The organism is Isoptericola variabilis, assembly GCF_050311655.1.
Taxonomy (GTDB): Bacteria; Actinomycetota; Actinomycetes; order Actinomycetales; family Cellulomonadaceae; genus Isoptericola; species Isoptericola variabilis.
The window spans coordinates 69,468-94,753 of the sequence record NZ_JBNOZM010000002.1 but is presented as its reverse complement, the minus strand read 5'-3'; the positions used below and the strand labels follow the sequence as shown (position 1 = coordinate 94,753).

At 73.6% G+C, this 25,286-nt stretch carries 23 protein-coding genes; 7 read left to right on the top strand and 16 right to left on the bottom strand.

Features of this window, described 5'->3' with window-relative positions; genetic code table 11:
* Positions 1-14: 14 nt before the first annotated feature.
* The 4 genes from ACQP60_RS04850 to ACQP60_RS04835 all read right to left on the bottom strand — a co-directional run bounded on the left by ACQP60_RS04850 (position 15) and on the right by ACQP60_RS04835 (position 3,994).
* Positions 15-1,001: an ABC transporter substrate-binding protein gene (locus ACQP60_RS04850; RefSeq protein ID WP_429728948.1), complete on the bottom strand. Its 987-nt coding sequence runs from the start codon at positions 999-1,001 to the stop codon at positions 15-17.
* A gap of 101 nt (positions 1,002-1,102) precedes the next feature.
* Entirely contained in the window at positions 1,103-1,909 is an 807-nt protein-coding gene (locus tag ACQP60_RS04845; RefSeq protein WP_429729945.1) for an ABC transporter ATP-binding protein, read from the bottom strand.
* A 149-nt stretch (positions 1,910-2,058) separates the two neighbouring features.
* Positions 2,059-2,913 (bottom strand): TrmH family RNA methyltransferase, encoded by an 855-nt coding sequence (locus tag ACQP60_RS04840; protein ID WP_429728946.1) that lies wholly within the window; start codon positions 2,911-2,913, stop codon positions 2,059-2,061.
* Positions 2,914-2,962: 49 nt separating this feature from the next.
* The gene (locus ACQP60_RS04835; protein WP_429728944.1) at positions 2,963-3,994 is read right to left on the bottom strand and encodes an AraC family transcriptional regulator; all 1,032 of its coding nucleotides are present in this window, start codon (positions 3,992-3,994) and stop codon (positions 2,963-2,965) included.
* A gap of 136 nt (positions 3,995-4,130) precedes the next feature.
* Between ACQP60_RS04835 and ACQP60_RS04830 the strand changes: the two genes are divergently transcribed.
* Complete coding sequence (locus ACQP60_RS04830; protein ID WP_429728942.1) at positions 4,131-4,832, top strand: SDR family oxidoreductase; 702 nt, start codon at positions 4,131-4,133, stop codon at positions 4,830-4,832.
* Between the two features lie 72 nt (positions 4,833-4,904).
* Positions 4,905-5,456, top strand: coding sequence for a GNAT family N-acetyltransferase (locus ACQP60_RS04825; RefSeq protein ID WP_429728940.1), 552 nt, complete (start codon positions 4,905-4,907; stop codon positions 5,454-5,456).
* A 54-nt stretch (positions 5,457-5,510) separates the two neighbouring features.
* On the opposite strand, the gene ACQP60_RS04820 is transcribed toward ACQP60_RS04825, so the two are convergent.
* The 8 genes from ACQP60_RS04820 to ACQP60_RS04785 form a co-directional block, all read right to left on the bottom strand.
* The gene (locus ACQP60_RS04820) at positions 5,511-7,490 is read right to left on the bottom strand and encodes a glycoside hydrolase family 43 protein (RefSeq protein WP_429728938.1); all 1,980 of its coding nucleotides are present in this window, start codon (positions 7,488-7,490) and stop codon (positions 5,511-5,513) included.
* Positions 7,491-7,592: 102 nt separating this feature from the next.
* On the bottom strand, positions 7,593-8,981 hold the full coding sequence (locus ACQP60_RS04815; RefSeq protein ID WP_429728936.1) for a non-reducing end alpha-L-arabinofuranosidase family hydrolase: 1,389 nt from the start codon (positions 8,979-8,981) through the stop codon (positions 7,593-7,595).
* Positions 8,982-9,248: 267 nt separating this feature from the next.
* Positions 9,249-11,279: an ABC transporter ATP-binding protein gene (locus ACQP60_RS04810; protein WP_429728934.1), complete on the bottom strand. Its 2,031-nt coding sequence runs from the start codon at positions 11,277-11,279 to the stop codon at positions 9,249-9,251.
* Positions 11,276-13,027 carry an ABC transporter ATP-binding protein gene (locus ACQP60_RS04805; protein WP_429728933.1) on the bottom strand — a complete coding sequence of 584 codons (1,752 nt, stop codon included), beginning with the start codon at positions 13,025-13,027 and terminating at the stop codon, positions 11,276-11,278. Before ACQP60_RS04805 ends, ACQP60_RS04810 begins: the two co-directional genes overlap by 4 nt.
* Entirely contained in the window at positions 13,027-13,797 is a 771-nt protein-coding gene (locus ACQP60_RS04800; RefSeq protein ID WP_429728931.1) for a TetR/AcrR family transcriptional regulator, read from the bottom strand. Before ACQP60_RS04800 ends, ACQP60_RS04805 begins: the two co-directional genes overlap by 1 nt.
* A 223-nt stretch (positions 13,798-14,020) precedes the next feature.
* Complete coding sequence (locus ACQP60_RS04795; RefSeq protein WP_429728929.1) at positions 14,021-15,208, bottom strand: SPFH domain-containing protein; 1,188 nt, start codon at positions 15,206-15,208, stop codon at positions 14,021-14,023.
* A gap of 65 nt (positions 15,209-15,273) precedes the next feature.
* Positions 15,274-15,747 (bottom strand): NfeD family protein, encoded by a 474-nt coding sequence (locus tag ACQP60_RS04790; RefSeq protein ID WP_429728927.1) that lies wholly within the window; start codon positions 15,745-15,747, stop codon positions 15,274-15,276.
* A gap of 125 nt (positions 15,748-15,872) precedes the next feature.
* A complete protein-coding gene (locus ACQP60_RS04785; protein WP_429728925.1) occupies positions 15,873-16,670 on the bottom strand; it encodes an ABC transporter ATP-binding protein in 798 nt (265 codons plus the stop codon).
* Between the two features lie 87 nt (positions 16,671-16,757).
* Between ACQP60_RS04785 and ACQP60_RS04780 the strand changes: the two genes are divergently transcribed.
* Complete coding sequence (locus tag ACQP60_RS04780; protein WP_429728923.1) at positions 16,758-17,522, top strand: hypothetical protein; 765 nt, start codon at positions 16,758-16,760, stop codon at positions 17,520-17,522.
* 56 nt (positions 17,523-17,578) lie between these two features.
* Here the strand turns inward: ACQP60_RS04780 and glgA are convergent, their stop codons facing one another.
* Positions 17,579-18,871 carry a glycogen synthase gene (gene glgA / locus ACQP60_RS04775; RefSeq protein ID WP_429728921.1) on the bottom strand — a complete coding sequence of 431 codons (1,293 nt, stop codon included), beginning with the start codon at positions 18,869-18,871 and terminating at the stop codon, positions 17,579-17,581.
* 66 nt (positions 18,872-18,937) lie between these two features.
* On the opposite strand from glgA, the gene glgC reads away from it, so the two are divergent.
* From glgC to ACQP60_RS04755, 4 genes are all read left to right on the top strand, one after another.
* Positions 18,938-20,182 carry a glucose-1-phosphate adenylyltransferase gene (gene glgC / locus ACQP60_RS04770; RefSeq protein ID WP_429728919.1) on the top strand — a complete coding sequence of 415 codons (1,245 nt, stop codon included), beginning with the start codon at positions 18,938-18,940 and terminating at the stop codon, positions 20,180-20,182.
* 49 nt (positions 20,183-20,231) lie between these two features.
* Complete coding sequence (gene serB / locus ACQP60_RS04765; RefSeq protein ID WP_429729943.1) at positions 20,232-20,924, top strand: phosphoserine phosphatase SerB; 693 nt, start codon at positions 20,232-20,234, stop codon at positions 20,922-20,924.
* 62 nt (positions 20,925-20,986) lie between these two features.
* Positions 20,987-22,441 carry a purine-cytosine permease family protein gene (locus ACQP60_RS04760; RefSeq protein ID WP_429728917.1) on the top strand — a complete coding sequence of 485 codons (1,455 nt, stop codon included), beginning with the start codon at positions 20,987-20,989 and terminating at the stop codon, positions 22,439-22,441.
* On the top strand, positions 22,438-23,004 hold the full coding sequence (locus ACQP60_RS04755) for a cysteine hydrolase family protein (protein WP_429728915.1): 567 nt from the start codon (positions 22,438-22,440) through the stop codon (positions 23,002-23,004). Before ACQP60_RS04760 ends, ACQP60_RS04755 begins: the two co-directional genes overlap by 4 nt.
* A gap of 4 nt (positions 23,005-23,008) precedes the next feature.
* Here ACQP60_RS04755 and ACQP60_RS04750 read toward each other — a convergent pair whose 3' ends face one another.
* The 3 genes from ACQP60_RS04750 to fabG are packed head-to-tail and all read right to left on the bottom strand — an operon-like array spanning position 23,009 to position 25,182.
* Positions 23,009-23,557, bottom strand: coding sequence for a SixA phosphatase family protein (locus ACQP60_RS04750; protein WP_429728913.1), 549 nt, complete (start codon positions 23,555-23,557; stop codon positions 23,009-23,011).
* A gap of 49 nt (positions 23,558-23,606) precedes the next feature.
* Complete coding sequence (gene fabI, locus ACQP60_RS04745) at positions 23,607-24,371, bottom strand: enoyl-ACP reductase FabI (protein WP_429728911.1); 765 nt, start codon at positions 24,369-24,371, stop codon at positions 23,607-23,609.
* 58 nt (positions 24,372-24,429) lie between these two features.
* Positions 24,430-25,182: a 3-oxoacyl-ACP reductase FabG gene (gene fabG, locus ACQP60_RS04740; RefSeq protein ID WP_429728909.1), complete on the bottom strand. Its 753-nt coding sequence runs from the start codon at positions 25,180-25,182 to the stop codon at positions 24,430-24,432.
* Positions 25,183-25,286: the final 104 nt, after the last annotated feature.

Here is a 25,286-nt window from a genome sequence, read left to right as displayed (position 1 = left end):
CGTGCGGCGGGTGCTCAGGCGAGCGCGTCGACGAGCGCGTCGATGTACGCCGCACCCGACAGCGGGCCGCCGAACATCCAGATGCCGTCGGGGATGCGGTGCACGTCGCCGGCCTCCACGAACGGGAGCTGCTCCCAGACCTTGTTGCCCTTCAGGCCGTCGGCGAACGGGTCCGCCTCGGCGTCGTTGGCCGCGTAGACGAACTTCACGTCGCCGAGCTTCGTCAGGCCCTCGACGTCGGTCTGCGCGAGCCCGTAGTCGGGGTCGCCGCCCTCGGTCCAGGCGTCCTTGAGGCCGACGGCCTCGCCCAGCGCGCCGAAGAAGGACCCCGGCGTGTACATGCGCACCGAGACCGTGCCGTTGGCGATCCAGCCGTCGGCCATCGTGAACTCGGCCCCGCCGAGCCCGGCCTCCTCGAGCGCCGCCTTGCCCTCGGCGACCTTCGCGTCGAAGTCCGCGAGCGCCTGGGTGGCGGCGTCCTGCGTGCCGGTGACCTCGCCGAGGGTGGTCACGGTCTCCCTCAGGTACCCGAGCGGGTCCTCGCCGTCCGAGCCGCGCAGCGTCAGGACGGGCGCGATCTCCTCGATCTGCGTGATGACGTTCTCGGGCAGGTCGGTCGTGGTCACCACGAGGTCGGGCTCGAGCGCCGAGATGGCGTCGAGGCTCGGCTCGCCGCGCGTGCCGACGTCGGGCGTGCCCGCGTCGATCGGCGCGACGGTGTCCCACGTGTTGTAGCCGGCCACGTCCGCCTGGCCCGCGGGCTCCACGCCGAGCGCGACGAGGTTCTCGGTGAGCCCCCACTCGAGGGAGACGACGTCGGTCGCGGGGGCGTCGAGCGTGTGCTCGCCGCGCTCGTCGGTGTAGGTGACCGGGCCGGTCGCGGCCGACGTCTCCGGGGCGGCCTCGGCCGCGGGGTCCTCGGTGGTGCCGCAGGCGGCGAGGGCGAGCGCGGCCACGGTGGCGGCGACGCCGGCGAGCAGCGGACGGGTGGGGATGCGCATGGGTGTCTCGGTGTCCTTCGGGTTCGGTGCGCCGCACGACGGCGCGACAAGGCCGGGCCGGGAGGCGCCGGCGAGAGAGACGGGCAGGGGTCGGGCGGGGGTCAGTCGGTGCGCGCGTCGTGCCGGCCGACGGCCTCGCAGCGGGTGCGGCCGGTGTCCGGGTGGGTGGTGACGTCGACGCGGATGCCGTACACCTCGGTGAGCAGCTCGCTGGTGAGCACCCGGGCGGCGGGCCCGGAGGCGCGCACCTCGCCGCGGTGCAGCACCACGACGTGATCGGCGACGGCGGCGGCCTGGTTGAGGTCGTGCAGCACGACGCCGACGGCGACGCCGTGCTCGGTGGCGAGGTCGCGCACCAGGTCGAGCAGCTCCACCTGGTAGCGCAGGTCCAGGTAGGTCGTGGGCTCGTCCAGCAGCAGGACGCCGGTGTCCTGCGCGAGGCAGGTCGCGAGCCACACCCGCTGCAGCTCGCCGCCGGAGAGCTCGTCGACGCCCCGCTCGGCCATGTCGGCCACCCCCGTGACGGCCATGGCGTGCGCGATGGCGCGCGGGCCGTCGGCGTCCGCGGACCGGAACCGCCCGCGGTACGGATGCCGGCCGTAGGCGACGACGTCGCGCACGGTCACGCCGCTCGGCGTCGGGTGGCTCTGCGACAGGAGCGTGACGCGCCGGGCGAAGTCCTTGGGGTGCAGCGCGAGCGCGTCGGTGGCGTTCTCGCCGCCGTCGTCGGCGAGCGTGACGGAACCGGCGTCGGGGCGGTGCAGCCGCGCGAGCGACCGCAGCAGCGTCGACTTGCCGGAACCGTTCGGCCCGAGCAGCGCGGTCACCGCGCCGGGCCGCAGCTCGATCTCCGCGCCGTCGACGACGGTGCGGCGGTCGTACGACAGCCGCAGGCCACGCCCGGCCATCGCGACGGGGCGGGACTCGGCCGCGCGGGACTCGACCACGGGGTGCGCCGAGGGCGCCAGGGTCTGACTCACGTAGGTGAGGCTAACCTTCACCGAAGGGTTACGTCATCCCCTTGTTGCGTAATTCCGCGTGTGACGCGGGTCACCGCTCAGGCGCGCGTCGCCCAGAACGCCACGGCGGACGCCGCCGCGACGTTGAGCGAGTCCACTCCCCCCGCCATCGGGATGCGCACGACGACGTCGGCCGCGGCCACGGCACCACGCGACAGGCCGTCGCCCTCGGTGCCGAGCACCATCGCGAGCCTCTCGGGCGGGTCGGCGACGAGGTCGTCGAGGGACACGGAGTCGTCGGACAGCGCCAGCGCGGCGACCGTGAAGCCGTCGTCCTGCAGCGCGTGCAGGCCGCCCGGCCACGACTCCAGCCGCGTCCACGGGACCTGGAACACCGTGCCCATGGACACGCGCACCGAGCGCCGGTAGAGCGGGTCCGCGCAGCGCGGCGAGACGAGGACGGCGTCGACGCCCAGGGCTGCCGCGCTGCGGAAGATCGCGCCCACGTTCGTGTGGTCGACGATGTCCTCCAGCACGGCGACGCGGCGCGCGCCCGCGCCCCCGCGGGCGCCGGCGAGCAGGTCGTGCACGGAGGGCAGCACGGGGCGGTGCATCGCCGCGAGCGCCCCGCGGTGCAGGTGGAAGCCGGTGATGCGCTGCACCACGTCGTCCGATCCCACGTACACGGGGGCGTCCGGGTGGGCGGCGAGCACGTCGGCCATCGAGTCGAGCCACTTCTCGGCCATGAGGAACGACCGGGGCCGGTGCCCCGCCTCGAGCGCACGACGGATCACCGACGACGACTCCGCCATGTACAGGCCCTCGGCGGGCTCCCGCACGGAGCGGAGCTTCACGTCCTTGAGGTCGGTGTAGTCGTGCAGGCGCGGGTCGGCGGGGTCGGTGACGCGGGTGGTGCGGGCGGCGTCCACGGTGCCGTGCTCGGTGTTGCTCACCGGGGCATTCTCCCCCGGCCGATCGGCACGCCCTCCCGGACCTGGCCGCTCAGCGCGCGAGCACCTCCGCCATCGACCGCGCCGGCCCGGCCGCCCGCCACGCGCCCGGCGTCGCGCCGTGGCGGCGCACGAACGCGCGGTGGAACCCCGGCACGGAGTCGTAGCCGACCTGACGCGCCACCCGCTCGACGCTGGCGTCCGGGTCGCGCAGCAGCCGAGCGGCGGCGTCCATCCGGCACCCGGCCACGTAGCTCATGGGCGGCTCCCCCACGGTGCGGGCGAACCGTTCGGCGAACGCGGACCGGGACAGGCTCGCGACGGCGGCGAGCGACTCCAGCGTCCACGGGGACTGGGGCCGCGCGTGCACGGCACGCAGCACGGGCCCGAGCGCCGGGTCGCGCAGGGCGGCGATCCAGCCCGACGCCGGCTCCTCGGCCTCGAGCCAGCGCCGCACCACGTGCACCAGGAGCACGTCGGCCAGCCGGGCCGTGACGACGTCCGTGCCCGGCCGCGGGTGGCGCACCTCGTGGTCGATCGCGGCCACGACGGCGCGCAGCCAGCCGCCGTCCGGCCCGTCGTCGTCCCCTCCCCCGCCGGCGTCGTGACCGGCGGAGCCGGGCGCCCGCAGCACGGCCGGCAGGCTCGCGAGCAGCCGGCCGACGCCCGGGTCGGTGAAGCCGACCGCGCCGCAGACGAGGGTGGCCGGCCGTCCGCCGCCGTCGATCCGCAGCTGCTCGTAGCGGTCGGCGACCACCGTGCGGTCGACGTCCCAGAGCCCGGTGGCGGGGTCGTCGCCGGTCCCGGTGATCGCGTGGCCGGCACCGTGCGGCACCAGCACGAGGTCCCCCGGGCCGAGGTCGTGCTTCTCGCCCTCGACGTCGACGAGGGCGCGCCCGTCGAGCAGCAGGTGGAACATCAGCACGCCCGGGAGCGCCGGCATGGCGATGCCCCACGGCTCGGAGAACCGGCCGGTGGAGCAGAAGACGGCGTCCATCTCGAGGGTCCCCAGCACGTCGGCCCAGGGGTCGACCTGGGGCTTCCCGGCGCCGGAGACGGGCAGCAGGGCGGCAGCGTCGCTCATCCCGTCATCCTGCGACCGTCCCGGACGAACGGTCAAGACTCCCGGACGACGCCTCATGGTTCGTCCGGCCCACGGGCGGAAGTCTGGAGCCAGACGCCGGGGCCGCACGGGGCCCGGCACGACGAGGAGGACTCTCATGGACGTCTTGGTGGTCGGAGCGACGCGAGGCAGCGGCCTCGCCATCACCCGCGAGCTCGTGGCCTCGGGGCACCGCGTGACCGCGTTCGGCCGGACGGCGAGCGCCGCGTTCGCCACCCCGCCCCTCGGCCCGGACGCGCAGCAGGGCCCTGGGCCCGGCAGCGTGCGGCCCGTGGACGGCGACGCCCTGGACCCCGAGGCGGTGGTCAAGGCCGTCGCGGGGCAGGACGCCGTCGTCGTCACGCTCGGCATCTCGGACAACCCGCTCGCGGTGCAGTGGCTGCGCCGGTCGAGCACCGCGCCGGACGTGCGCTCGCGCGGTACCAGGAACGTCGTGGAGGCGATGCGCGAGACCGGCGTGCGGCGCCTGGTCGTGCAGAGCACGTACGGGCTCGGCGACTCGTGGGCGCACCTCGACCTCACCTGGAAGCTGGTGTTCCGGTTCGTCATCGGCCGCCAGTTCACCGACTCGGGCCGGCAGGAGGAGGTGGTGCGCGCCAGCGGCCTCGACTGGACGCTCGTCCGCCCGGTCTCGCTCACGGACGCTCCCGCCGGCGCCGGTCCGGAAGGGCCCGCCCACGTCACGACCGACGACACGCGGCGCGGGCTGAGGGTGTCCCGCGCCCAGCTCGCGCGGGTGCACGCCGCCGCCCTCGTCGACCCCTCGACCGTCGGAGCCACGCTCAGCGTCTCCGCGTGAGGATCGCTCGACCCCGCACGACGGGGCCCCGACCGGCGCGAGCCTGTCGGGGCCCCGTGCCAGGATCGCCGGGTGTCCTCCGACGTGACCTCCGACGCCTCCCCGGCCCCCGCACCCGCCGTCGTGCTCCGCGACCGCCGTGCGGCCGACCTGCCCGCCCTCGTCGACGTGCTGGCCGCCCAGCAGCCGGCCTCGGGCTACCCGCACCGGTGGCCGCTGCCCTTCCCCGTCGAGGAGTTCCTGGTACGCCCGGACGAGGAGCGCGCCTGGGTGGCCGAGCTCGACGGCGCGGTGGTGGGGCACGTGAGCGTCACCGCGGTGCCCGACGACCGGTACGGCGCCATCTGGTCGGCGGGCGCCGGGCGGCCGGTCGACGAGCTGGGCTGCGTGTCGGTCCTCTTCGTCGGCCCGCAGGCGCAGGGCCGCGGCGTCGGCGGCGCGCTGCTGGACGTCGCCGTCGCGCACCTGCGCGCGCAGGACCGCACCCCCGTGCTCGACGTCGACGACCGGGACGGCGTGGCGCACGCGGTCTACCTGCACCGCGGGTGGCGCGTCGTCGGCGAGGCTCGGTTCGACTGGCAGCGCGTGGGGACGCCGCCCGCCCGGATGCTCGTGCTGCCCTGACCCCGGCGGCCGCGCCGGCGCCGGGTGGAGGTCCCGGCGCCGGCGCTCGATCACCTAGTCCGTGATCCGGACCTCGCGGACGGTCGTGTTGCCCTGCGTGTCCACGACGACGCGCCAGGGGCCGACGTCGAAGGTGCCGCCGGCGTTGTTGCGGATGACGAACGTCTCCGTGACGTCCTTGGCCACGCCCCGGGACCACGTCTCGGTCACGGTCACGGTGAGCCTGTTGGTCTCGTCGTTGACCTTCTCGACCGACGCCGAGGGCACCGCGTCGACCAGCGAGCCCCGGAGCTCGTCGCTGACGCGGTAGTAGTCGAAGTCGACGTGACCGCCGAGCTCCGCCGTCGCGAAGTCGTACAGGGCGAACCGGTACCCCATGAAGTGGTTGGTCGTGCTGTAGCTCATCTGCTGGGTGTCGCCCAGCTGCTGCCAGCGCGCGCCGTCGAGGCTGTAGTAGAACGTGCCGCGATCCGCCTGCCCGGCGAAGTCTGCCTCGGCCCTGAGGTAGACGGTGTCCGACTCGAGCGGGACGCTCTCGACGTCGGTGTGGCTGGTCGTCGACGAGCTGTTCACCATCACCAGCGTCGTGGCGCCGTCGTCCCTGCGGACCTCGATCGTGCCGTACCGGGCGGTGAAGAGCGCGAGACCGGCACGGTCCCCGTCCTTCATCCCGCTGACGTCCAGCGCGACCTGGGCCGAGGACGCCGGCCCGAAGGTCCGCTGGGTCAGGGTGTTCCGGGCGTCCAGCAGGGACGTCGCCGGCTGCCCGGTCGTGAGACGCAGCCAGCCGGGCCGGTCGGTCAGCGACCAGAACCGGTTGTCCGGGTTGTGGTTCCACTGCCAGTCCAGCCCGAGGTTCGACCCGTTGTACGCGTACTCCGGCAGGGGTGGGGCCCCGACGGCGTCGGCGTAGGTCGGCTTCGGGGCGTCGTTGTCGAACTCGTCCGACGAGACGACGCTGCTCGGGGCCGCGCCCTGGATCGGCTTCTGGCCGCCGCGCGTCAGGTGCAGGCCGGTCGCGTCGTCGCCGTACATCGGCCAGCCGTCGGTCCAGTGGATGGGCATGAGCCAGGGCAGGCGGCCGACCGCACCGCTGTCCCGGAAGATCACGCCGTACCAGCGGCCGTCGGCGAGCTGGACGATGTTGCCCTGCGCCGGCCCGCCGGTGCCGTTCCCCACCCGGACGTCCTCCTGGGCGATCGTCCTGGACTCCCACGGGCCCTCGAGGCTGGTCGACCGGTGGGCGACCTGGGTGCGCGGCTTGCCGGGCGGCCACGTGATGCACTCGACGTAGTAGGTGCCGTCGATCTTCTGGATGTGGCACCCCTCGGCCAGCCCGCCGGTGGGCGTGACCCCCGTGAGCGGGTCGGGGGCGTGGATGTTCTGGATCAGCACCCGCGACTGCGCGCCCGGGGCGAGACCCGTGACGGCCCGGTTCACCTCGATGATCCGTAGCGGGTTGTTGCCGTACACGAGCCAGTTCCGGCCGTCGTCGTCCAGCAGGAGGCTGGGGTCGTGGTAGACGCCCGGGACCTCGGTGCGGGTCCACGGCTGGTTCTCGGGGTCCTCGGTCTGGAAGAAGTAGGTGGTGTTCGTCGTCGCCGACGGGACGACGAGGTAGAAGGTGCCGTCCCGGTAGCGCAGCGTGCTGGCCCACGTGCCGCGGCTGTACATGTTCTGGCCGTCCTTCAGCGTCGTCGCGGGCCGGTCGTCCATGACCAGGTACGCGTAGCTGACGGTCTCCCAGTTGACGAGGTCGTACGACTTCATGATCGGCACGCCCGGGTTCATGTGCATGGTCGTGCTCGACATGTAGTAAGCGTCGCCGACCCGGATGACGTCGGTGTCGGGCACGTCCGCCCAGATCACCGGGTTGTCGTACGTCCCGTCGCCGTTGTCCGACGTGCCGACGACCGTCCCGTCGTCGGCCGCGGTCGCGGACGGGACGGCGCCGATGCCCCCGAGTGCCACGAGGAGGGCTGCGATCACCGTGATGCCTTTCCTTCGCCCGGTCGTCATGCGTCGTGTGCTCATGTTCGCGTACCTCTTCCCTGGTCGTCCCGGCCGTGGTCGGGCCGGGTGCTGAGGTCGACGGGGCGCGCGGGGGCCGGTGCTCGCGGCCCCCGCGCGCGACGGCTACCGGAGGCTGAACTGCGCCGCGACGCTCGCGCCGTCGGCCGTGCCGGCGGCCACCTCGAAGCACGAACCGGGGGTCCGCGGGGTCTTCCAGTCGACTTGGAAGTGGCCGTCGACGTACGCGGCCGCCCTCTCGCCGGGCTCGGCGAGCGGCTCGGACGTGTCGCAGCCGATCTCCGTCACGGTCACGGTCGCCACGTCGGGGTCGGTCAGCTCGGTGCCGTGCGACGACACGTCGAACTTGACCGGCAAGGTGCTCCCCGCCTTGACCTCGTTGACCCCGCCGGACATGTCGATCGGCCGCTCGAAGCCGCTGACCGTCTTCTTCTGCGTGAGCAGGCCCGGCCGGTACGGCAGGAGGCCGTAGTCCATGCCGTCGGACTGCGGGTCCCGGCCCTGGTACAGCAGCTGCAGGTTGCAGGCGTCGATCGTCATCGTCTGGTCGGCGCTGGTACGGATCAGCTCGCCGTGGCTGATGTCGTCGGTCCATGTGGCGCCGCTGTTCGCCTTGCCCGCGAAGGGCGCGGCCTCGGTGGCGGCCTGCGGGGTCCACGACCCGTCCAGGCTGTCGGCGGTGAACGAACGGAAGTACCGCCCGTCGGCGCCGATCGCCTCGACGATCATCAGGTACTGGTCCTGGCCGGCGACCTTGTAGACCTGGACGGCCTCGAAGAGGTTGTTGCGGGTGTCGCTCATGACGAGCGTCTCGTCGGGGCCGAAGTTCCCGGGGAAGTCCTCGATCGGCATGCTGGCGCGGTAGATGTTGCCGTTGTCACCGGCGAAGAACAGGTACATGTCCGTGTCGTCGCCGATGAGCGCCTGGTCGATCGGTCCCGTGCCGGAGTTCTCGATCTGCCCGGTGTACAGGGGCTGCGCCTGCGACCACCCGGCGGGGTCCGTGGGGTCGTGGGACGTCCGGTAGATGAACGGCCACGGACCCCACTGGTACGCCAGCACCCAGACGTCCTTCGGGGCGAAGTAGAACAGCGACGGCGCCACGGTCGAGCTCGGCATGATGTGCTGCGTCGCGCCCGCCATGTCCGACCAGTCGTCGAACAGGTCGAAGCTCAGCGACCCCCACCGCGTCCCCGTGTCGTGGGTGGTCGCGTAGACCAGCTGCCGCCCGTCGTACGGGACGGTCGTGAAGTCCTTCAGCGACACGTAGCCGGGGAGCGGCTCCGCGAGCGACCCCGTCGACGTCCAGTCGTACGTCTCGGGCAGCGGGCACACGGCGGACGCGCTCGCCGCCTGCGCCTGGGCGCCGTCCGTCTCCTCCGCGACGGCGCCGGCCACCGGGGCCGACATCGCGGCGACCGCGGCCAGGGACGTCGCCAGGCCGAGGCCGAGGCGACGAGCCCTCCTCGACGTTCTCGGTGTTCTCGTTCCCATCTCACACACTCCTCGTTGAGCTGGTGCCGTGGTGCACAGAACGGACCGCGGGCGGCCCTGCCCGCGGGGAGAGCCCGCCTCCTCCCCACCGTCATCATGTGAGCGCTCACATCCCGCGCTCGGCGTCTCCTGCGGCAGCCAGGCGTCGTCGCCGGGGCCGATACGCATGTTAGCGGTCACATCCGACGTCGGCCAGAGCACGACGAGAGGGGGCGCCTGGTGCGCTCCCCTCTCGTCGGGCTCTGAGGTCGTTCCTCGGCCGGGTGCTCAGACGCCGGCCGGCCCGGCCACCACGTCCTCCTCGTCCACCGCGGGGGCGCTGAACTGCGACTCGTAGAGCCGCGCGTAGGCCCCGCCCGCGGCGAGCAGCGTGTCGTGGTCGCCCTGCTCCACGATCTGCCCGTGCTCCATCACGACGATGGCGTCCGCGTCGCGGATGGTCGACAGGCGGTGCGCGATGACGAACGACGTGCGGTTCGCACGCAGCGCGTTCATCGCCTGCTGCACGAGCACCTCGGTGCGGGTGTCGACCGAGCTCGTCGCCTCGTCGAGCACGAGGATCTCCGGGTCGGCGAGGAACGCGCGGGCGATGGTCAGCAGCTGCTTCTCCCCCGCCGACAGCGAGGTCGCCTCGTCGTCCAGCAGGGTCGCGTACCCGTCGGGCAGCGTGCGCACGAACGGGTCCACGTGCGTGGCCTCGGTCGCGGCGAGGAACTCCGCCTCCCCGACCTGGTCGCCGTCGCGCACCCCGTACCGCAGGTTCTCCTCGATGGTGCCCTTGAACAGCCACGTGTCCTGCAGCACCATGCCGATCCGCGAGCGCAGGTCGTCCCGCGTCAGCTCGCGGGTGTCGACGCCGTCGAGCGTGATGCGCCCGGAGCTGACCTCGTAGAAGCGCATGAGCAGGTTCACCAGCGTCGTCTTGCCGGCGCCCGTCGGGCCGACGATCGCGATCGTCTGGCCCGGCTCCGCGACGAGGTCGAGGTGCTCGATGAGCGGTGTCTCGGGGTCGTAGGAGAACGAGACGTCCTCGAAGGCGACCCGGCCCTGGACGTGGTCCAGGCGGCGGGGGTCGGCCGGGTCCGGCTCCTGCTCCGGGGCGTCGAGCAGCTCGAACACCCGCTCGGCCGACGCGACGCCGGACTGCAGCAGGTTCATCATCGACGCGATCTGCGTGAGGGGCTGCGTGAACTGGCGCGAGTACTGGATGAACGCCTGCACGTCGCCGAGGGACAGCTGCCCCGAGGCCACGCGCAGCCCGCCGATCACGGCCACGATCACGTAGTTGAGGTTGGCGAGGAAGCCCATCGACGGCTGCATCGTGCCGGAGATGAACTGCGACTTCCGGGAGGCGTCGTACAGCGCCTCGTTCTCCGTACCGAACTTCTGGGCGGCGGCCTCCTGGCGCCCGTAGACCTTGACCAGCGAGTGGCCGGTGAACATCTCCTCGACGTGCGCATTGAGGCGTCCGGTCGCGGCCCACTGCGCCACGAACTGCGGCTGCGACCGCTTGGCGATCTGCATGGTGAGCACCACCGACAGCGGCACGGTCACCAGCGCGACCAGCGCCAGCACCCACGAGATCCAGAACATCATCCCGAGCACGCCGATCACCGTGAGCACGGAGGTCACGAGCTGCGCGAGCGTCTGGGTCGTCGTCTGCGCGACGTTGTCGATGTCGTTGGTGACGCGCGAGAGGATCTCGCCCTTGGCCTGCTTGTCCACGTAGCTCAGCGGGATGCGGTGCAGCTTGGCCTCGACGTCGTCGCGCAGCCGGCGCATCGTGTTCTGCACCGCGATCGTCATGATGCGCGCCTGCAGCCACCCGAAGAGGAACGCCCCCACGTAGACCGCGAGCACCCACAGGAGGATCTCGGTGAGTCGGGTGAAGTCCACGCCCTGGCCCGACACCACGCCGGGCAGGGAGGAGATCAGTCCGGCCTGGGCGGTGTCCCCGGAGGCGCGCAGCATCTCCGCGGCCTGCTCCCCGGAGGTGCCGGCCGGGACCCCGGCGGCCGACAGCCCCTTGCCGACCACGCCCGCGAAGATGACGTTGGTCGCCTCGCCCAGGATCTTCGGCCCCGCCACGGTGAGCGCCACCGAGACGACGCCGCACAGGGTCAGCAGGACGACGCGCGCCCGCTCGGGACGCATGACGCGCGCGAACCGCACGAGCGAACCGCGGAAGTCCATCGCCTTGGCGCCCGGGGCGCCGCCCATGCCGCCCATGGGGCCGTGGCCGCCGCCGCGCGGTCCGCCGGCGGGACGGGCGGGTGGTGCCTTGCGTTCGGTGCTCATGCCGCCTCCTCGAGGGACATCTGGGAGGTGACGATCTCTTGGTAGGTCTCGTTGTCGGCCAGCAGCTCGGCGTGCGTGCCGCGCCCGACGATGCGGCCGTGGTCGAGCACGAGGATCTGGTCGGCGTCGCGGATCGTCGCCACGCGCTGCGCGACGACGAGGACGGTCGCGTCCGCCGTGCGCGGCCGCAGGGCGGCCCGCAGCCGCGCGTCCGTGCTGTAGTCGAGGGCCGAGAACGAGTCGTCGAACAGGTACACGCGCGGGCGACGGACGACGGCGCGCGCGATCGCGAGCCGCTGGCGCTGCCCGCCGGAGAACGTCGTGCCGCCCTGCGCCACCGGCGCCTCCAGGCCCTCGGGGAGCGCCTCGACGAAGTCGCGCGCCTGCGCGATCTCCAGCGCGGCCCACATCTCGTCCTCGGTGGCGTCGGGCTTGCCGTAGCGCAGGTTGTCCGCGACCGTGCCGCTGAACAGGAACGCCTTCTGCGGCACCAGGCCGAGCTGCGACCCGAGGTCGCCCGTGGCCAGGTCGCGCACGTCCACGCCGTCCAGGAGCACCCGCCCGCCGGTGACGTCGAAGAGCCGCGGCACGAGGTTGAGCAACGTCGTCTTGCCCGCGCCCGTCGAGCCGATGATCGCCGTCACCCGCCCGGGCGACGCCGTGAACGTCAGGTCGTGCAGGACCGGCTCGTCGGCCCCCGGGTACCGGAACTCGACGCCCTCGAACCGCACCTCGCCGCGCGGCCCCTCGCCGTCGGCGAGGGAGGAGAGGCTCACCGGCGCGGCCGGCTCGGTGACCGACGTCTCGGTCTCGAGCACCTCGGTGATGCGGCCCGCCGCCACCGAGGCGCGCGGCACCATCATCACCATCATCGTCGACATCATGACGGCCATGAGGATGTACATGATGTAGCTGAGGAACGCCATGAGCGCGCCCACCTGCATCTCGCCGTTGTCGATGCGCTGCGCGCCGAACCACAGCACGGCGACGCTCGAGGCGTTCATGATGAGCATGACCATCGGGAACGCCAGTGCCATGAGCTTGCCCGCGTTCAGCGACGTGTCGTACAGCGCCTCGTTCGTGGCACCGAACCGCTCGAGCTCGCGGCGCTCGCGGACGAACGCCCGCACCACGCGCAGGCCGGTGATCTGCTCCCGAAGCACCCCGTTGATCGCGTCGATCCGCTTCTGCATCGCCCGGAAGTACGGCACCATCCGCCACATCAGCAGGCCCATCGCGATGCCCAGCACGGGCACGACGACGAGCAGCAGCGCGGAGAGCTCGACGTCCTCCTGGAGGGCCATGATGACGCCGCCGACCAGCATGATCGGCGCCATCACCATGATGGTGAAGGTCATCAGGACGACCATCATCACCTGCTGCACGTCGTTGGTCGTGCGGGTGATGAGGGAGGGGGCGCCGAACTGGCCGAGCTCGCGGGCGGAGAAGCCCTGCACCGAGTCGAACAGGTCGCGGCGCACGTCACGGCCAAGCGCCGTCGCGGCCCGGGCGCCCAGGAACACCGCGCCGATCGCGCACGCGACCTGGACGAGGCTCACGAGGAGCATCCACCCGCCCACGCGCATGATGTAGGCCGTGTCCCCCGTCGTCACGCCGTTGTCGACGATGTCCGCGTTGAGGGACGGCAGATAGAGGGAGGCGAGCGTCGCGAGCAGCTGGAGCACCAGCAGCAGGCCGACGGCGCCGGAGTACGGGCGCAGATAGCTCCGCGCCAGGGAGACGAGCATCAGGGCTCCTGGGGGTGGGGGGTGCGGGACGTCGCCGTCCCGGCGGGATTCTCGGACGCGGGGTCCTTCTGGTGCGCAGTGTTCTGCGCCGCGGTGGCCTCGGGCACGTGTTTTTCTCCTCGATCCTCCGCGATGCCGTGCACGAGCGCATCGGCGACGACCCGGGGCGAGGGCGCCGGCAGCAGGTGGTCGACGCGGGCGTGCGTGCCGGCGATGCTCGCCTCGACCAGGGCCACCGCGACCTCGATCGGCACGCGCAGCCGGTGCTCGTCGGGCTGCAGCACTCCGATCAGCCCCGCGACGGTGGCCTCCCGCTGCTGCTCGCGCTGCTGCATGAGCTGGGTGCGGAAGTCCTGCACGTGACCGGGCTCCGCCTGGTCGCGGGCTCCGGTGCGGTGGTGCAGCGCGCGCAGCACCCCCATCCAGCGCATGACGTCCGCCATGCGCCGGCGGCCGAGCTCGATGACCCGCTCGAGCCGTTCCTCGAGCGGCGCCTCACGATCGATCGCGGCCAGCTCCGCGCGGGTCTCGACCGGCCCGGAGGCGCGGTGCAGACCCTCGACGGCGACCGCGCCGATGAGCGTGTACTTATCCCCGAAGGCCCGGAACAGAGTGCCCTCGGCGACGCCCGCGGCGTCGGCGAGCTCGCGGGACGTGACGTCGACGCCGAACTCCCCCACCAGCGGCATCACGGCCTGGGCGATCGCGGCGCGGCGGTCGTCGGGCGTCATGGGCGCGGCACGACCGGTCGGCGTGGGTGCGGGGCTCATGGGCGCCACACTAAATGAGTGAGCACTCACTCCGCAAGGTCGACCGAGTGGCGCGCCGCTGCCCGCCCGACGGCCGCCACGGCTTCTTCGAGCCCGCCCGGCGCCGGTTCGTGGCGGCCCGGATCAGGCGCGGGGCAGGGCACGACGAGAGGGCCGCCACCCCCGGGTGACGACCCTCTCGACCGACCTGTGCGACACCGCGCGACGACGGCGCCCGACGGCGCTACTGCTGCGGCTCGTCCGGCTCGCCGCCGAGCGGGCGCGGCTGCGCCCCCGGCGACGGCGGCGCCGTCGGGCCGCCGGACGGCCGCTGACCGCGCTCGGCGGACGGGTCGAACGGCGCACCCGACCGGGTGCCCGCGCTCGTCGCGTCGGCCGTGGCGGCCTCTGCCTGGCGCCGCGCCTCCGCGAGCGCCTCGCCCGGGTCCTCGAGGGCCTGCGCGGGGAGCGTCGACGGCCGCGGCCGCGCCTCGGCACCGCCCTCGTCGTCGGCGGGCGGGGTGGGGATGCCGGGGGTGCCGGGCACGCCGCCGAAGCCCTTGGCGATCGAGCCGAGCGCCGCGGTGAACTCCGTCGGCACGACCCACAGCTTCGACGCGTTGCCGTTCGCGATCTCCGGCAGCATCTGCAGGTACTGGTACGCCAGCAGCTTGGGGTCGGCGTCGCCCTCGTGGATGGCCCCGAACACCTGGAGGATGGCGCGCGCCTCACCCTCGGCCTGGAGGATCTTCGCCTGGGCGTCACCCTCGGCCCGGAGGATCTGCGACTGCTTCTCACCCTCGGCCGTGAGGATCTGCGACTGCTTGACGCCCTCCGCCGTGAGGATCGTGGCGCGGCGGTCGCGCTCGGCGCGCATCTGCTGCTCCATCGCGCCCTGCACGGACGCCGGCGGCTCGATCGACTTCAGCTCGACGCGGTTCACGCGCACGCCCCAGCGGCCGGTCGCCTCGTCGAGCACGCCGCGCAGCTGGCCGTTGATCTGGTCACGGCTGGTGAGCGTCTGCTCGAGGTCCATGGACCCGACGACGTTGCGCAGCGTGGTGACCGTGAGCTGCTCGATACCGGTGATGTAGTTCGCGATCTCGTAGACCGCCGACTTCGGCTCGGTCACCTGGAAGTAGATGACCGTGTCGATGCTCACCACGAGGTTGTCGCTCGTGATCACCGGCTGCGGCGGGAACGACACGACCTGCTCGCGCAGGTCCACGCCGGCGCGGATGCGGTCGACGAACGGCACCAGCAGGTGCAGCCCGGGCTCGAAGGTCTTGTTGTAGCGGCCGAGCCGCTCGACGATCAGCGCCGTCGCCTGCGGCACGATGCGCACGGCCTTGACCAGCGCGACGATCAGCACGATCGCCAGGATGATGAGCACCACGTAGAGCACGATGGTGCCGGGTTCGGTGTCGTTCACAGGAATCCCTTCCGTCGACACGGTCGACGATCGGAGGCGGTCACCGGTCGCCGACCGGCGGCGGGTCAGGCGGGGCGCTGCTCGTGCGTCGTCGCCACCGGTGCGACCACGGCGGTGGCGCCGTCGATCCGGACGACGCGCACCTCGGCGCCGACGGGCACGTGCCCGGTGGAGTTCGGGATGCCGTCGTCCTCCAGGCGGGCGCTCCACACCTCACCCTGCAGCTTGACGCGGCCGCCGGTCTCGGTGACCTCCGCGAGGACGAGCGCCGTGCGGCCGACCTGGGCCGCGGCGTTGGTCTCGACGAGCGGGACCCGCTGGCGCAGGTGCCGCAGCAGCCACGGGCGCAGCGTGAAGAGCAGGAGGGCGGAGACGACGCACGCGACGACGATCTGCAGCCACAGCTCGCCACCGGCCGCGGCCGTGACGGCGCCGCCGAGGGCGCCACCGGCGAGCATGATCAGCACGAGGTCCAACGAGAGCATCTCGATCGCGGCGAGCAGCAGCGCGCCTCCGACCCACCACAGCCAGGAGTCCACGGTCCTCTCCCCTCGTCGTCCCTCGCGGGAGCGTGCGGTGCCGGGAGGCCCCTCAGGGAAGCGACGCCCCCGCCACCAGGTTTTGCACAGACTTTACCAAGCCTGAGCCGACGCGGGAAGCCGTCTCAGCGGCCGGCGGGTCGGGCAGCGCGAGCCAGCCAACGGCCCCCACCGTGGGCGACCATGAGGGGCGTGCCGAACGCCTGCGAGAGGTTGTCCGCGGTGAGCACCTCCTGGATCGGGCCCGCGGCCTGGATACCGCCACGCTTCATGAGCAGGAGGTGCGTGAACCCCGGCGGGATCTCCTCGACGTGGTGCGTCACGAGCACCAGGACCGGCGACGCCGGGTCGGCCGCGAGCTCGGCGAGGGCACCGACGAGCTCCTCGCGGCCCGCGAGGTCCAGTCCGGCGGCGGGCTCGTCGAGCAGCAGGATCTCCGGGTCGGTCATGAGGGCGCGGGCGATCTGCACGCGCTTGCGCTCGCCCTCCGACAGGGTCCCGTAGAAGCGGTCCGCCAGGTCGGCGACGTCGAACGCCGCGAGGAGGTCCTTGGCCCGCTGCTCGTCGAACTCCTCGTACGTCTCCTGCCACCGACCGGTCACGCCGTACGCCGCCGTGAGCACGACGTCACGCACGGTCTCGCTGCCCGGGATGCGGTCGGCGAGCGCCGCGGAGGCGAAGCCGATCCGCGGGCGCAGCTCGAAGACGTCGACGCGGCCCAGCCGCTCGCCCAGCAGCTCGGCCGTGCCGGCCGTGGGGTGCGAGCGCGCGGCGAGGATCTGCAGCATGGTCGTCTTGCCGGCACCGTTGGGGCCGAGGACGACCCAACGCTCGCCCTCGTTCACCTGCCAGTCCACGGCGTCGAGGATGGTGGTGGTACCGCGTCGAACGGTGACGCCCTGCAGGTCGAGAACCGCGCTCATGAGGCCCGACCCTACCCGAGCACGCGCCCCCGCCCGGACGACCGCCCCGCCCTGCGGACGCGCTTCCCGGACGTCTACTGTGAGCCCGTGGAGACCGACCCGACCGTCCTGCCGCGCAGCGTCGTGCTGGCCCTGTGGCTGCAGACCGCAGGCGCCGCGCCCGGCGTCGTCGTGCGCAGCGTGCAGGGCGACGACGAGCCCCATGGCGTCGTCGGCCTCCCCGGCACCGACGACGCCGACCTGCGCGACCTCGTCACGACGTGGCTGGACGGCCCGCGCGAGGTGTGCGCGCTGCTCCCCGCTCCGGGCGACCTCGGCGGGGTGCCCGCGGACGTCAGCGGCCCGGCGACCGACGCCGGCGAGTGCGTGGTGGTCACCACCCCGGCCGGCTCCTTCGCCGCCGTGCCCGCGGTGACGGCGTTCGGCAGCGTGCTCGAGCCCGGCCACCTCGTCGCGTGGCAGGTCCGGCCCGTCCCGGCGTGGTCCGCCCTCGTCGCCGGCACCCTCGGCTCGCTCGCCGACGCGGAGCGGGAGCTGCGCACCAGCCTCGTCACCGCCACCGACGCGCTCGACGCCCTCGACGTGGCCCGCTGGCGCGACGACGCCGCGGACGCGATCGAGCGCCTGCGGCGCGGGACGACGGACGGCTGGCCGGTCCCGCAGCTCGACGGCCGCCGTGCTCGGGTGCTGCAGCTCGCGACGCGCCTGCTCGCGATCGTCGACCTCGCGACGGTCGACGAGGGCGGCGCCGTGAACGTCTGGCAGTCGGACCAGCGCGCCACCGCGCTGCGCGAGGTGGAACGCACCGCACGGCGGGCGCTCAGCGCCGCGACCTACGGCTCCGTGGGCTGACCCGCCCGGCCCGCGCGCCCCCGGCCCCCCGGCTCGTGCGGGTCCGCCCGCGTCCGTCAGCCCGCGAGGACCGACCGGTAGACGTCCAGGGTGCGCTCGGCGACCGCCTCCCAGGAGAACAGCGCCTCGGCCCGGCGCCGCCCGGCCTCGCCCTGCTGCGCGGCCCGCGCCGGGTCGGCGAGCGCCCGCTCGAGGGCGGCGGCCAGGTCCGCCACGAACCGCTCCGGGTCCAGCGGCGTGCCCGTGCCGTCGTCGGCCTGCTCGATCGGCACCAGGGCGCCCGTGACGCCGTCGTCGACCACCTCGGGGATGCCGCCCGTCGCCGTGCCCACCACGGGCAGCCCCACGGCCATCGCCTCGAGGTTGACGATCCCGAGCGGCTCGTACACCGACGGGCAGACGAACACGGTGCTCGCGGCGAGCACGGCGACGAGGTCCGGGCGCGGCAGCATCTGCTCGATCCACACCACCCCGGCCTCCGCGCCGGAGCCGCCGGGGCCCGCCTCACCCGTGCCGCCCCGCGCGCGGCGCAGGTCGGCCACGAGCTCGCGCACCTCGGCCATGAGCTCGGGGGTGTCGGGGGCGCCTGCGCACAGCACGACCTGCACCTCGCGCGGCAGCCGCGCCGCGGCGCGCAGCAGGTACGGCAGGCCCTTCTGCCGCGTGATCCGGCCGACGAACACCACGGCGGGACGCTCGGGGTCGATGCCGAGGTCGCGGACGACGCGCTCGGCCGCCGGGTCCCCGGCCTCCGGGCGCCGCCAGCCTGCGAGGTCGATGCCGTTGTGCACGACGTGCACGCGCTCCGGGTCCAGCTCCGGGTAGACGCGCAGGATGTCGGCCCGCATCCCGGCCGACACCGCGATCACGCCCGCGGCGCCCAGGTACGCCGTGCGCTCCGCCCACGACGACAGCGCGTACCCGCCGCCGAGCTGCTCCGCCTTCCAGGGCCGCAGCGGCTCGAGGGAGTGCGCCGTCACGACGTGCGGCGCGCCGTGCAGCAGGCCGCCGACGTGCCCGGCGAGGTTGGCGTACCAGGTGTGCGAGTGCAGGACGTCCGCTCCCCCCACGTCCTGCGCCATCGCCAGGTCCACGCCGAACGTGCCGAGGGCGGGGTTCGCGGAGGCGAGCTCGGCCGGCACGCGGTACCCGGTGACGCCCGGCTCGGCGTCGTCGCCCGTGCGCGGCCCGTCGAAGCAGCGCACCCGCACGTCGGCGTGCCGGCGCAGCACGGCCGACAGCTCGGCCACGTGCACGCCGGCGCCCCCGTAGACGTGCGGCGGGTACTCGCGGGTGAGCAGGTCGACGCGGAACGGGGTGCCGGCGGGGCTGCTGGTGGGCGTGCTCACCCGGCCAACCTAGCGGGGTCGGCGGGTCGCGGGCGCGGCGGCCCACGACGCCCTAGGGTCGTGGGCATGGCGTCGACCCAGCCCCGCGTGCTCGCGATCGTCCTCGCCGGGGGCGAGGGCAAGCGCCTCATGCCGCTCACCGCGCACCGCGCCAAGCCGGCGGTCCCCTTCGGGGGCATCTACCGGCTCGTCGACTTCGCGCTGTCCAACATCATCAACTCGCACTACCTGCACGTCATCGTGCTGACGCAGTACAAGTCGCACTCGCTGGACCGCCACATCTCCAAGACGTGGCGCATGTCGTCGCTGCTGGGCAACTACGTGTCGTCGGTGCCCGCGCAGCAACGGGTCGGCAAGCACTGGTACCTGGGGTCGGCGGACGCGATCTACCAGTGCCTCAACATCATCGACGACGAGCGGCCCGACATCGTCGTCGTGGTGGGCGCGGACCACGTGTACCGGATGGACTTCTCCCAGATGGTCGAGGCGCACGTCTCCTCGGGCGCCCGCGCCACGGTCGCCGCCATCCGGCAGCCGATCGCGATGGCCGACCAGTTCGGCGTCATCGAGGTGGACCGCGAGGACCCGACGCGGATCAGCGAGTTCCTCGAGAAGCCGGAGAGCCCCGTCGGGCTGCCCGACTCCCCCACCGAGGTGCTGGCGTCGATGGGCAACTACGTGTTCGACGCCGACGCGCTCGTCGAGGCCGTCACGAAGGACTCGGCCGACCCGGACTCCCGGCACGACATGGGTGGCGACATCATCCCCGCGTTCGTCGCCGAGGGCACGGCCGGCGTGTACGACTTCATCCGCAACGACGTCCCCGGCTCCACCGACCGCGACCGCGACTACTGGCGCGACGTCGGCACCATCGACGCCTACTTCGAGGCCAACACCGACCTCATCGCCGTGCAGCCGGTGTTCAACCTGTACAACCAGGACTGGCCGCTGCTCACCGGCTACACGGGCCTGCCGCCGGCCAAGTTCGTGCACGCCGGCCCCGGGCGCCTGGGCCACGCCGCCGACTCGATCGTCTCGCCTGGTGTCCTCATCTCCGGCGCGACCGTCGCAGGGTCCATCCTGTCCCCGGGCGCGTACCTGCACTCGTGGGCCACCGTCACGGACGCCGTCCTCATGGACAACGTCCAGGTGGAGCGGCACGCCCAGGTCCACCGCGCCATCCTCGACAAGAACGTGGTGGTGACCGAACGGGCTCGGGTCGGCGTCGACCACGACGAGGACCGGGCCCGCGGCTTCACCGTCTCCGAGTCGGGGATCACCGTCGTCCCGAAGGGCACCGTCGTTGCTTGATCCCGCTCCCCGCACCGCCCCTGCTCCCGCTCCCGCCCCTGGCGCCACCGTGGACGGCGGCGCGGGCCCGCGCCGCCGCCTCGTCGTCACCGACGTCGACTCGACGTTCATCACCGCCGAGGTGATCGAGCTGCTCGCCGACCACGCCGGCACCCGTGCCCAGGTCGCCGAGGTGACCGAGCGCGCGATGCGCGGCGAGCTCGACTTCGCCGGCTCGCTGCGCGAGCGGGTCGCCACCCTGCGCGGCGTGCCCGTCGAGGCCCTGACCGCGGTGCGCGAGGCCGTCGTGCTGACCCCCGGCGCGGCCGACCTCGTGAGCGAGGTGCACCGGCGGGGCTGGGAGTTCGGCCTGGTCTCGGGCGGGTTCGCCGAGATCCTCGGCCCGATCGCCGACGCGCTCGGCATCGGGCGCTGGCGCGCCAACCGCCTCGAGGTGGCCGACGGCGTGCTCACCGGCCGCACCGTCGGACCCGTCGTCGACCGCGCCGACAAGGCCGCCACGCTGCGCCGCTGGGCCGCCGAGTGCGGGCTGGAGATGGTCGACACCGTCGCCGTCGGTGACGGCGCCAACGACCTCGACATGATCGACGCCGCCGGCATCGGCATCGCCTTCGCGGCCAAGCCGCTCGTGCGCGCGCAGGCGCCGTTCAGCGTGGACGGCCCCCGGCTCGACGACGTGCTCGGCGTCATCGACGCGGTCGACGCCGCCGCGGGCCGCGGGCCCGGCACCGCGCAGCGGTGACCCCGCACGGCCTGAGCGCGCACCCGTAGCGCGAAACCCCTGGCAGGGGCCAGGATCGGAGCATGGCGACGACGGTCGAGACCAACGCGCTCAACACCATCGACGAGTCCGAGCGGCACGGGAGGCCGCGGGACCTGTTCTGGCCGTGGTTCGCGGCCAACGTGTCCGTGCTGGGCCTCGGCTACGGCGCGTACCTGCTGGCGTTCGGCGTCTCGTTCTGGCAGGCCGTGCTGGTGGGCGCGGTCGGCATCGTGGCGTCGTTCCTGGCCTGCGGGTTCATCTCGCTGGCAGGACGGCGCGGCTCCGCGCCCACGATGGTGCTGAGCCGGGCGGCGTTCGGCGTGGACGGCAACCGGCTGCCGTCGCTGCTGTCGTGGATCCTCACCGTGGGCTGGGAGACGGTGCTGGTCGCGCTCGCGACACTCGCCACCGCCACCGTGCTCGGCACCCTCGGGTGGGGCGGCGGCACCGTGACGCAGGTCGTGACGCTGGCCGTCGTGGCGCTGGTCGTGGTGGCCGCGGGGATCTTCGGGTTCCAGCTCGTGATGCGGCTGCAGCAGGTCATCACCGTGCTCACCGCGGTGCTCACGGTGATCTACGTGGTGCTGGTCGCGGGCCACGTCGACTGGGCGACGGTCGCGGCGATCCCGCCCGGGCAGGCGCCGCAGGTGATCGGCGGCCTCGTCTTCATGATGACGGGCTTCGGCCTCGGCTGGGTGAACATGGCGGCCGACTACTCGCGCTACCTGCCGCGCACCGCGTCCGGGCCGGGCGTCGTGGGCTGGACGACGTTCGGCGCCTCGCTGCCGCCCGTGCTGCTGCTCGTCGCCGGGCTGCTGCTCGCCGGCTCGGACCCCGCGCTGGCCGACGCGATCGGCGCCGACCCGATCGGCGCGCTGGCGGTGCTGCTGCCCGAGTGGTTCCTGATCCCCTTCATGGTCGTGGCCCTCGCCGGGCTGATCGGCGGGGCGGCGCTCGACATCTACTCCTCCGGCCTGGCGCTGCTGTCGCTGGGCCTGCCCGTGCCGCGCTGGGCGGCGGCCGCGATCGACGGCGTCCTCATGGTGCTCGGCGCGACCTACGTCGTCTTCGTCGCCGACGACTTCTTCGGCCCGTTCCAGGGCTTCCTCATCACGCTCGGCGTGCCGATCGCGGCCTGGTGCGGCGTGCTGCTGGCCGACATCGCGCTGCGGCGCCGCGACTACGCGGACGCGGAGCTCGCGGACCGGCGCGGGCGGTACGGCAGCGTGCGGTGGTCGGCGGTGCTGCTCGTGGTGGCGGGCACCGCCGTCGGGTGGGGCCTGGTCACCAACACGTACGCCGGCTGGCTGTCGTGGCAGGGCTACCTGCTGGGGCCGCTCGGCGGCCGCGACGGCCAGTGGGCGGGCGCGAACCTCGGCGTCCTCGTGGCCCTCGCGCTCGGGCTGCTCGGCACGTTCGCGTTCTCCGCGCGGGCGGTGCGGCGCCAGGAGTCGGTGGCGGCGCCCGGCCCGGAGTCGGCCCAGGAGCCGGAGTGAGCACCGCGCTCGTCGTGATCGACATGCAGGTGGTGTTCGCGCGGCCCGGCAGCCCGTGGGCGTCGCCGGACTTCGCCGCCGCGGCCGCCGGCCTGCGACGCCTGCTCCCGGCGTTCGCCGGCCGCACGACGTGGACCCGCTACGTCGCGCCGCTCGCGCCGCAGGGCGCGTGGCGGGAGTACTTCGCGCAGTGGCCGTTCGCCCTCGTGCCGCCCGACGACCCGCTGTACGGCTTCGCGGACGGCCTGGACCCCGCGGGGGCGCCCGTCGTCACCGCGGCGACGTTCGGGAAGTGGGGGCCAGAGCTCGACGCGGCGACGGGGCACGCCGACGAGCTGGTGGTGGCCGGCGTCTCGACCGACTGCTGCGTGCTGTCCACGGTGCTGCCCGCCGCCGACGCGGGGCGGCGGGTGCGGGTGGTGGCCGACGCCTGCGCCGGGGCGAGCGACGCCGACCACGCGCGGGCGCTCGACGCGATGCGGCTCTACGCCCCGCTGGTGGAGGTCACGACCGTCGACGAGGTGCTCGCCGGGCTGCCCGACGACGGTCGCGGCACGGCCTGACGGTTCAGGACGGCCGGCCGACGTGCACCAGCCGGGCGCCGTCGCGTCCCCACTCGGCCCACGGCTCCGCGGACTCCAGCACCGCGTAGGTGGCCGTCGGGACGCCCACGCGCACCTGCGCGACGGCCGCGGCGTCGGAGCCGTCCCCCGCGAGGTACGCCGCCGTCGCCGCCATGGTCGGCTCGTGCCCGACGACGAGCACGGTCCGCGCCGACGCCTCGACCTCCCTCAGGAGGCCGAGGACGTCGCGGACGCTCGCCTCGTAGAGCTCGTCGCGCACGTCGAGCGCGGTGTCGGCGGAACCCTCGAGGTGGGAGGAGGCCAGGTCCCAGGTCTGGCGGGTGCGCAGCGCGGACGACACCAGCGCGACCTGGGGCCGCACGCCCGCCGCGGTGAGCGCCATCCCGACGCGGCTCGCCTGCTTGCGCCCGTTCAGCGCCAGCGGGCGACGATCGTCGGGGATCACGCCCTTGCCGGGCTCCGCCTTGGCATGGCGCAACAGCACGAGGCGCCAGGTCGGCGCCTCGCCCTCGGCCTGCGTCACCGCTCTCATGGGCTCCGTCTCACAGGTCGTTCCAGGGGCCGCTCCGGGCCCCGACCCGTCACTGACCCATCGCGTGCACACCGCCGTCGACGTGGACGATCTCCCCGGTCGTGGCGGGGAACCAGTCCGAGAGAAGGGCCACGACGGCGCGCGCAGCCGGCTCCGCCGTCGTCTGGTCCCAGCCCAGCGGGGCCCGCTGCGGCCAGGCGTCCTCCATGGTCGCGAACCCCGGGATGGACTTCGCGGCCGTGGTGCGGATGGGCCCGGCGGAGACGAGGTTACACCGGATGCCGTGGGGCCCGAGGTCACGAGCCAGGTAGCGGTTCGCGGACTCGAGACCGGCCTTCGCGACGCCCATCCAGTCGTAGACGGGCCAGGCGAACGTGGCATCGAACGTGAGGCCGACGTACGCGCCGCCGGACATCAGCGGGCGGGCCGCCTCGATGAGCGACTTGTACGAGAACGTGGAGACCTGCAGGGCCGTCGCGACGTCGCCCCACTCGGCGCCCAGGAAGTTGCCGCCCATGACCGACTGCGGGGCGAAGCCGATCGAGTGCACGACGCCGTCGAGGCCGTCGACGTGCTCCTTGACGCGCTCGGGGAGCGCCGCGAGGTCCTCGTCGCTGGTGACGTCCAGCTCCACCACGGGCGCCGTGACGGGCAGGCGCTTCGCGAACGCCTGCGTCAGCTTCATCTGGCGGCCGAAGGAGGTGAGCACCACCTCGGCGCCCTCCTCCTGGGCGAGGCGGGCGGCGTGGAACGCGATCGAGCTGTCCGTGAGGACGCCGGTGACGAGGAGCTTCTTGCCGTCGAGCAGAGCCATGATGACCTTCCGGTTGTGCGGGGGCGGAGGAACGAGGAGCGAGGGCCGGTCGGCGCGGTCAGTGGCCCATGCCGAGACCGCCGTCGACCGGGATGACGGCGCCGGAGACGTAGGCCGCCGCGTCGGAGGCGAGGAACTCCACGACGCCGGCGACCTCGTCGGTGGCGGCGAAGCGGCCCGCGGGGATGGACGCCTTGTACTGCTTCTGGGTGGCCTCGGGCAGCGCGGCGGTCATGTCGGTCTCGACGAAGCCGGGCGCGACGACGTTCGCGGTGATCCCCCGGCCGCCGAGCTCGCGGGTGATCGACCGGGCCATGCCCACGAGGGCCGCCTTGGACGACGAGTAGTTCACCTGACCGGGGCCACCGTAGAGGCCCACCACCGAGCCGACGAGCACGATGCGGCCCTTGCGGGCCCTGATCATGCCCTTCGACGCGCGGCGCACGCAGCGGAAGGTGCCGGTGAGGTTCACGTTGAGCACGGTCTCGAACTCCTCGTCGCTCATGCGCATGAGGAGCTGGTCGCGCGTGACGCCGGCGTTGGCGACCAGCACCTCGACCGGGCCGAGGTCGGACTCGATGCTGGAGAACGCGGCGTCCACGGCGGCGCTGTCGGTGACGTCCGCGACGTAGCCGTGCACCCCGGCCGGGAGGTCGCCGCCGCGGTAGAGCGTGGCGACCGTGTCGCCCGCGGCGACGAAGCGCTCGGCGATGGTGCGGCCGATGCCGCGCGCCGCGCCGGTCACGACGACGACCCGGCCGGCGGAGGTGCCGGCACCGGCGGCGGGCTGGGGGGCGGGGGCGTCGGTCACGGATTCTCCTCGGCGGTCGAGCTCGGGTGGTCACGGACGGGGTGGGCGGGACGGCGCGCGTCGGCCGTCGGCGCCCTGGTGACGGTACCCCGCCGTGGCGCCCT

Excerpts from the sequence above, each read along its gene's own strand:
- ACQP60_RS04750 (WP_429728913.1), bottom strand. The coding sequence starts at position 23,557 with ATGAGAGCGGTGACGCAGGCCGAGGGCGAGGCGCCGACCTGGCGCCTC.
- fabI (WP_429728911.1), bottom strand. The coding sequence starts at position 24,371 with ATGGCTCTGCTCGACGGCAAGAAGCTCCTCGTCACCGGCGTCCTCACG.
- ACQP60_RS04830 (WP_429728942.1), top strand. The coding sequence starts at position 4,131 with ATGGACGTCTTGGTGGTCGGAGCGACGCGAGGCAGCGGCCTCGCCATC.
- ACQP60_RS04785 (WP_429728925.1), bottom strand. The coding sequence starts at position 16,670 with ATGAGCGCGGTTCTCGACCTGCAGGGCGTCACCGTTCGACGCGGTACC.
- ACQP60_RS04850 (WP_429728948.1), bottom strand. The coding sequence starts at position 1,001 with ATGCGCATCCCCACCCGTCCGCTGCTCGCCGGCGTCGCCGCCACCGTG.
- ACQP60_RS04845 (WP_429729945.1), bottom strand. The coding sequence starts at position 1,909 with ATGGCCGGGCGTGGCCTGCGGCTGTCGTACGACCGCCGCACCGTCGTC.
- glgC (WP_429728919.1), top strand. The coding sequence starts at position 18,938 with ATGGCGTCGACCCAGCCCCGCGTGCTCGCGATCGTCCTCGCCGGGGGC.
- ACQP60_RS04760 (WP_429728917.1), top strand. The coding sequence starts at position 20,987 with ATGGCGACGACGGTCGAGACCAACGCGCTCAACACCATCGACGAGTCC.
- ACQP60_RS04810 (WP_429728934.1), bottom strand. The coding sequence starts at position 11,279 with ATGAGCACCGAACGCAAGGCACCACCCGCCCGTCCCGCCGGCGGACCG.
- ACQP60_RS04815 (WP_429728936.1), bottom strand. The coding sequence starts at position 8,981 with ATGGGAACGAGAACACCGAGAACGTCGAGGAGGGCTCGTCGCCTCGGC.
- ACQP60_RS04805 (WP_429728933.1), bottom strand. The coding sequence starts at position 13,027 with ATGCTCGTCTCCCTGGCGCGGAGCTATCTGCGCCCGTACTCCGGCGCC.
- ACQP60_RS04820 (WP_429728938.1), bottom strand. The coding sequence starts at position 7,490 with ATGAGCACACGACGCATGACGACCGGGCGAAGGAAAGGCATCACGGTG.
- ACQP60_RS04835 (WP_429728944.1), bottom strand. The coding sequence starts at position 3,994 with ATGAGCGACGCTGCCGCCCTGCTGCCCGTCTCCGGCGCCGGGAAGCCC.
- ACQP60_RS04800 (WP_429728931.1), bottom strand. The coding sequence starts at position 13,797 with ATGAGCCCCGCACCCACGCCGACCGGTCGTGCCGCGCCCATGACGCCC.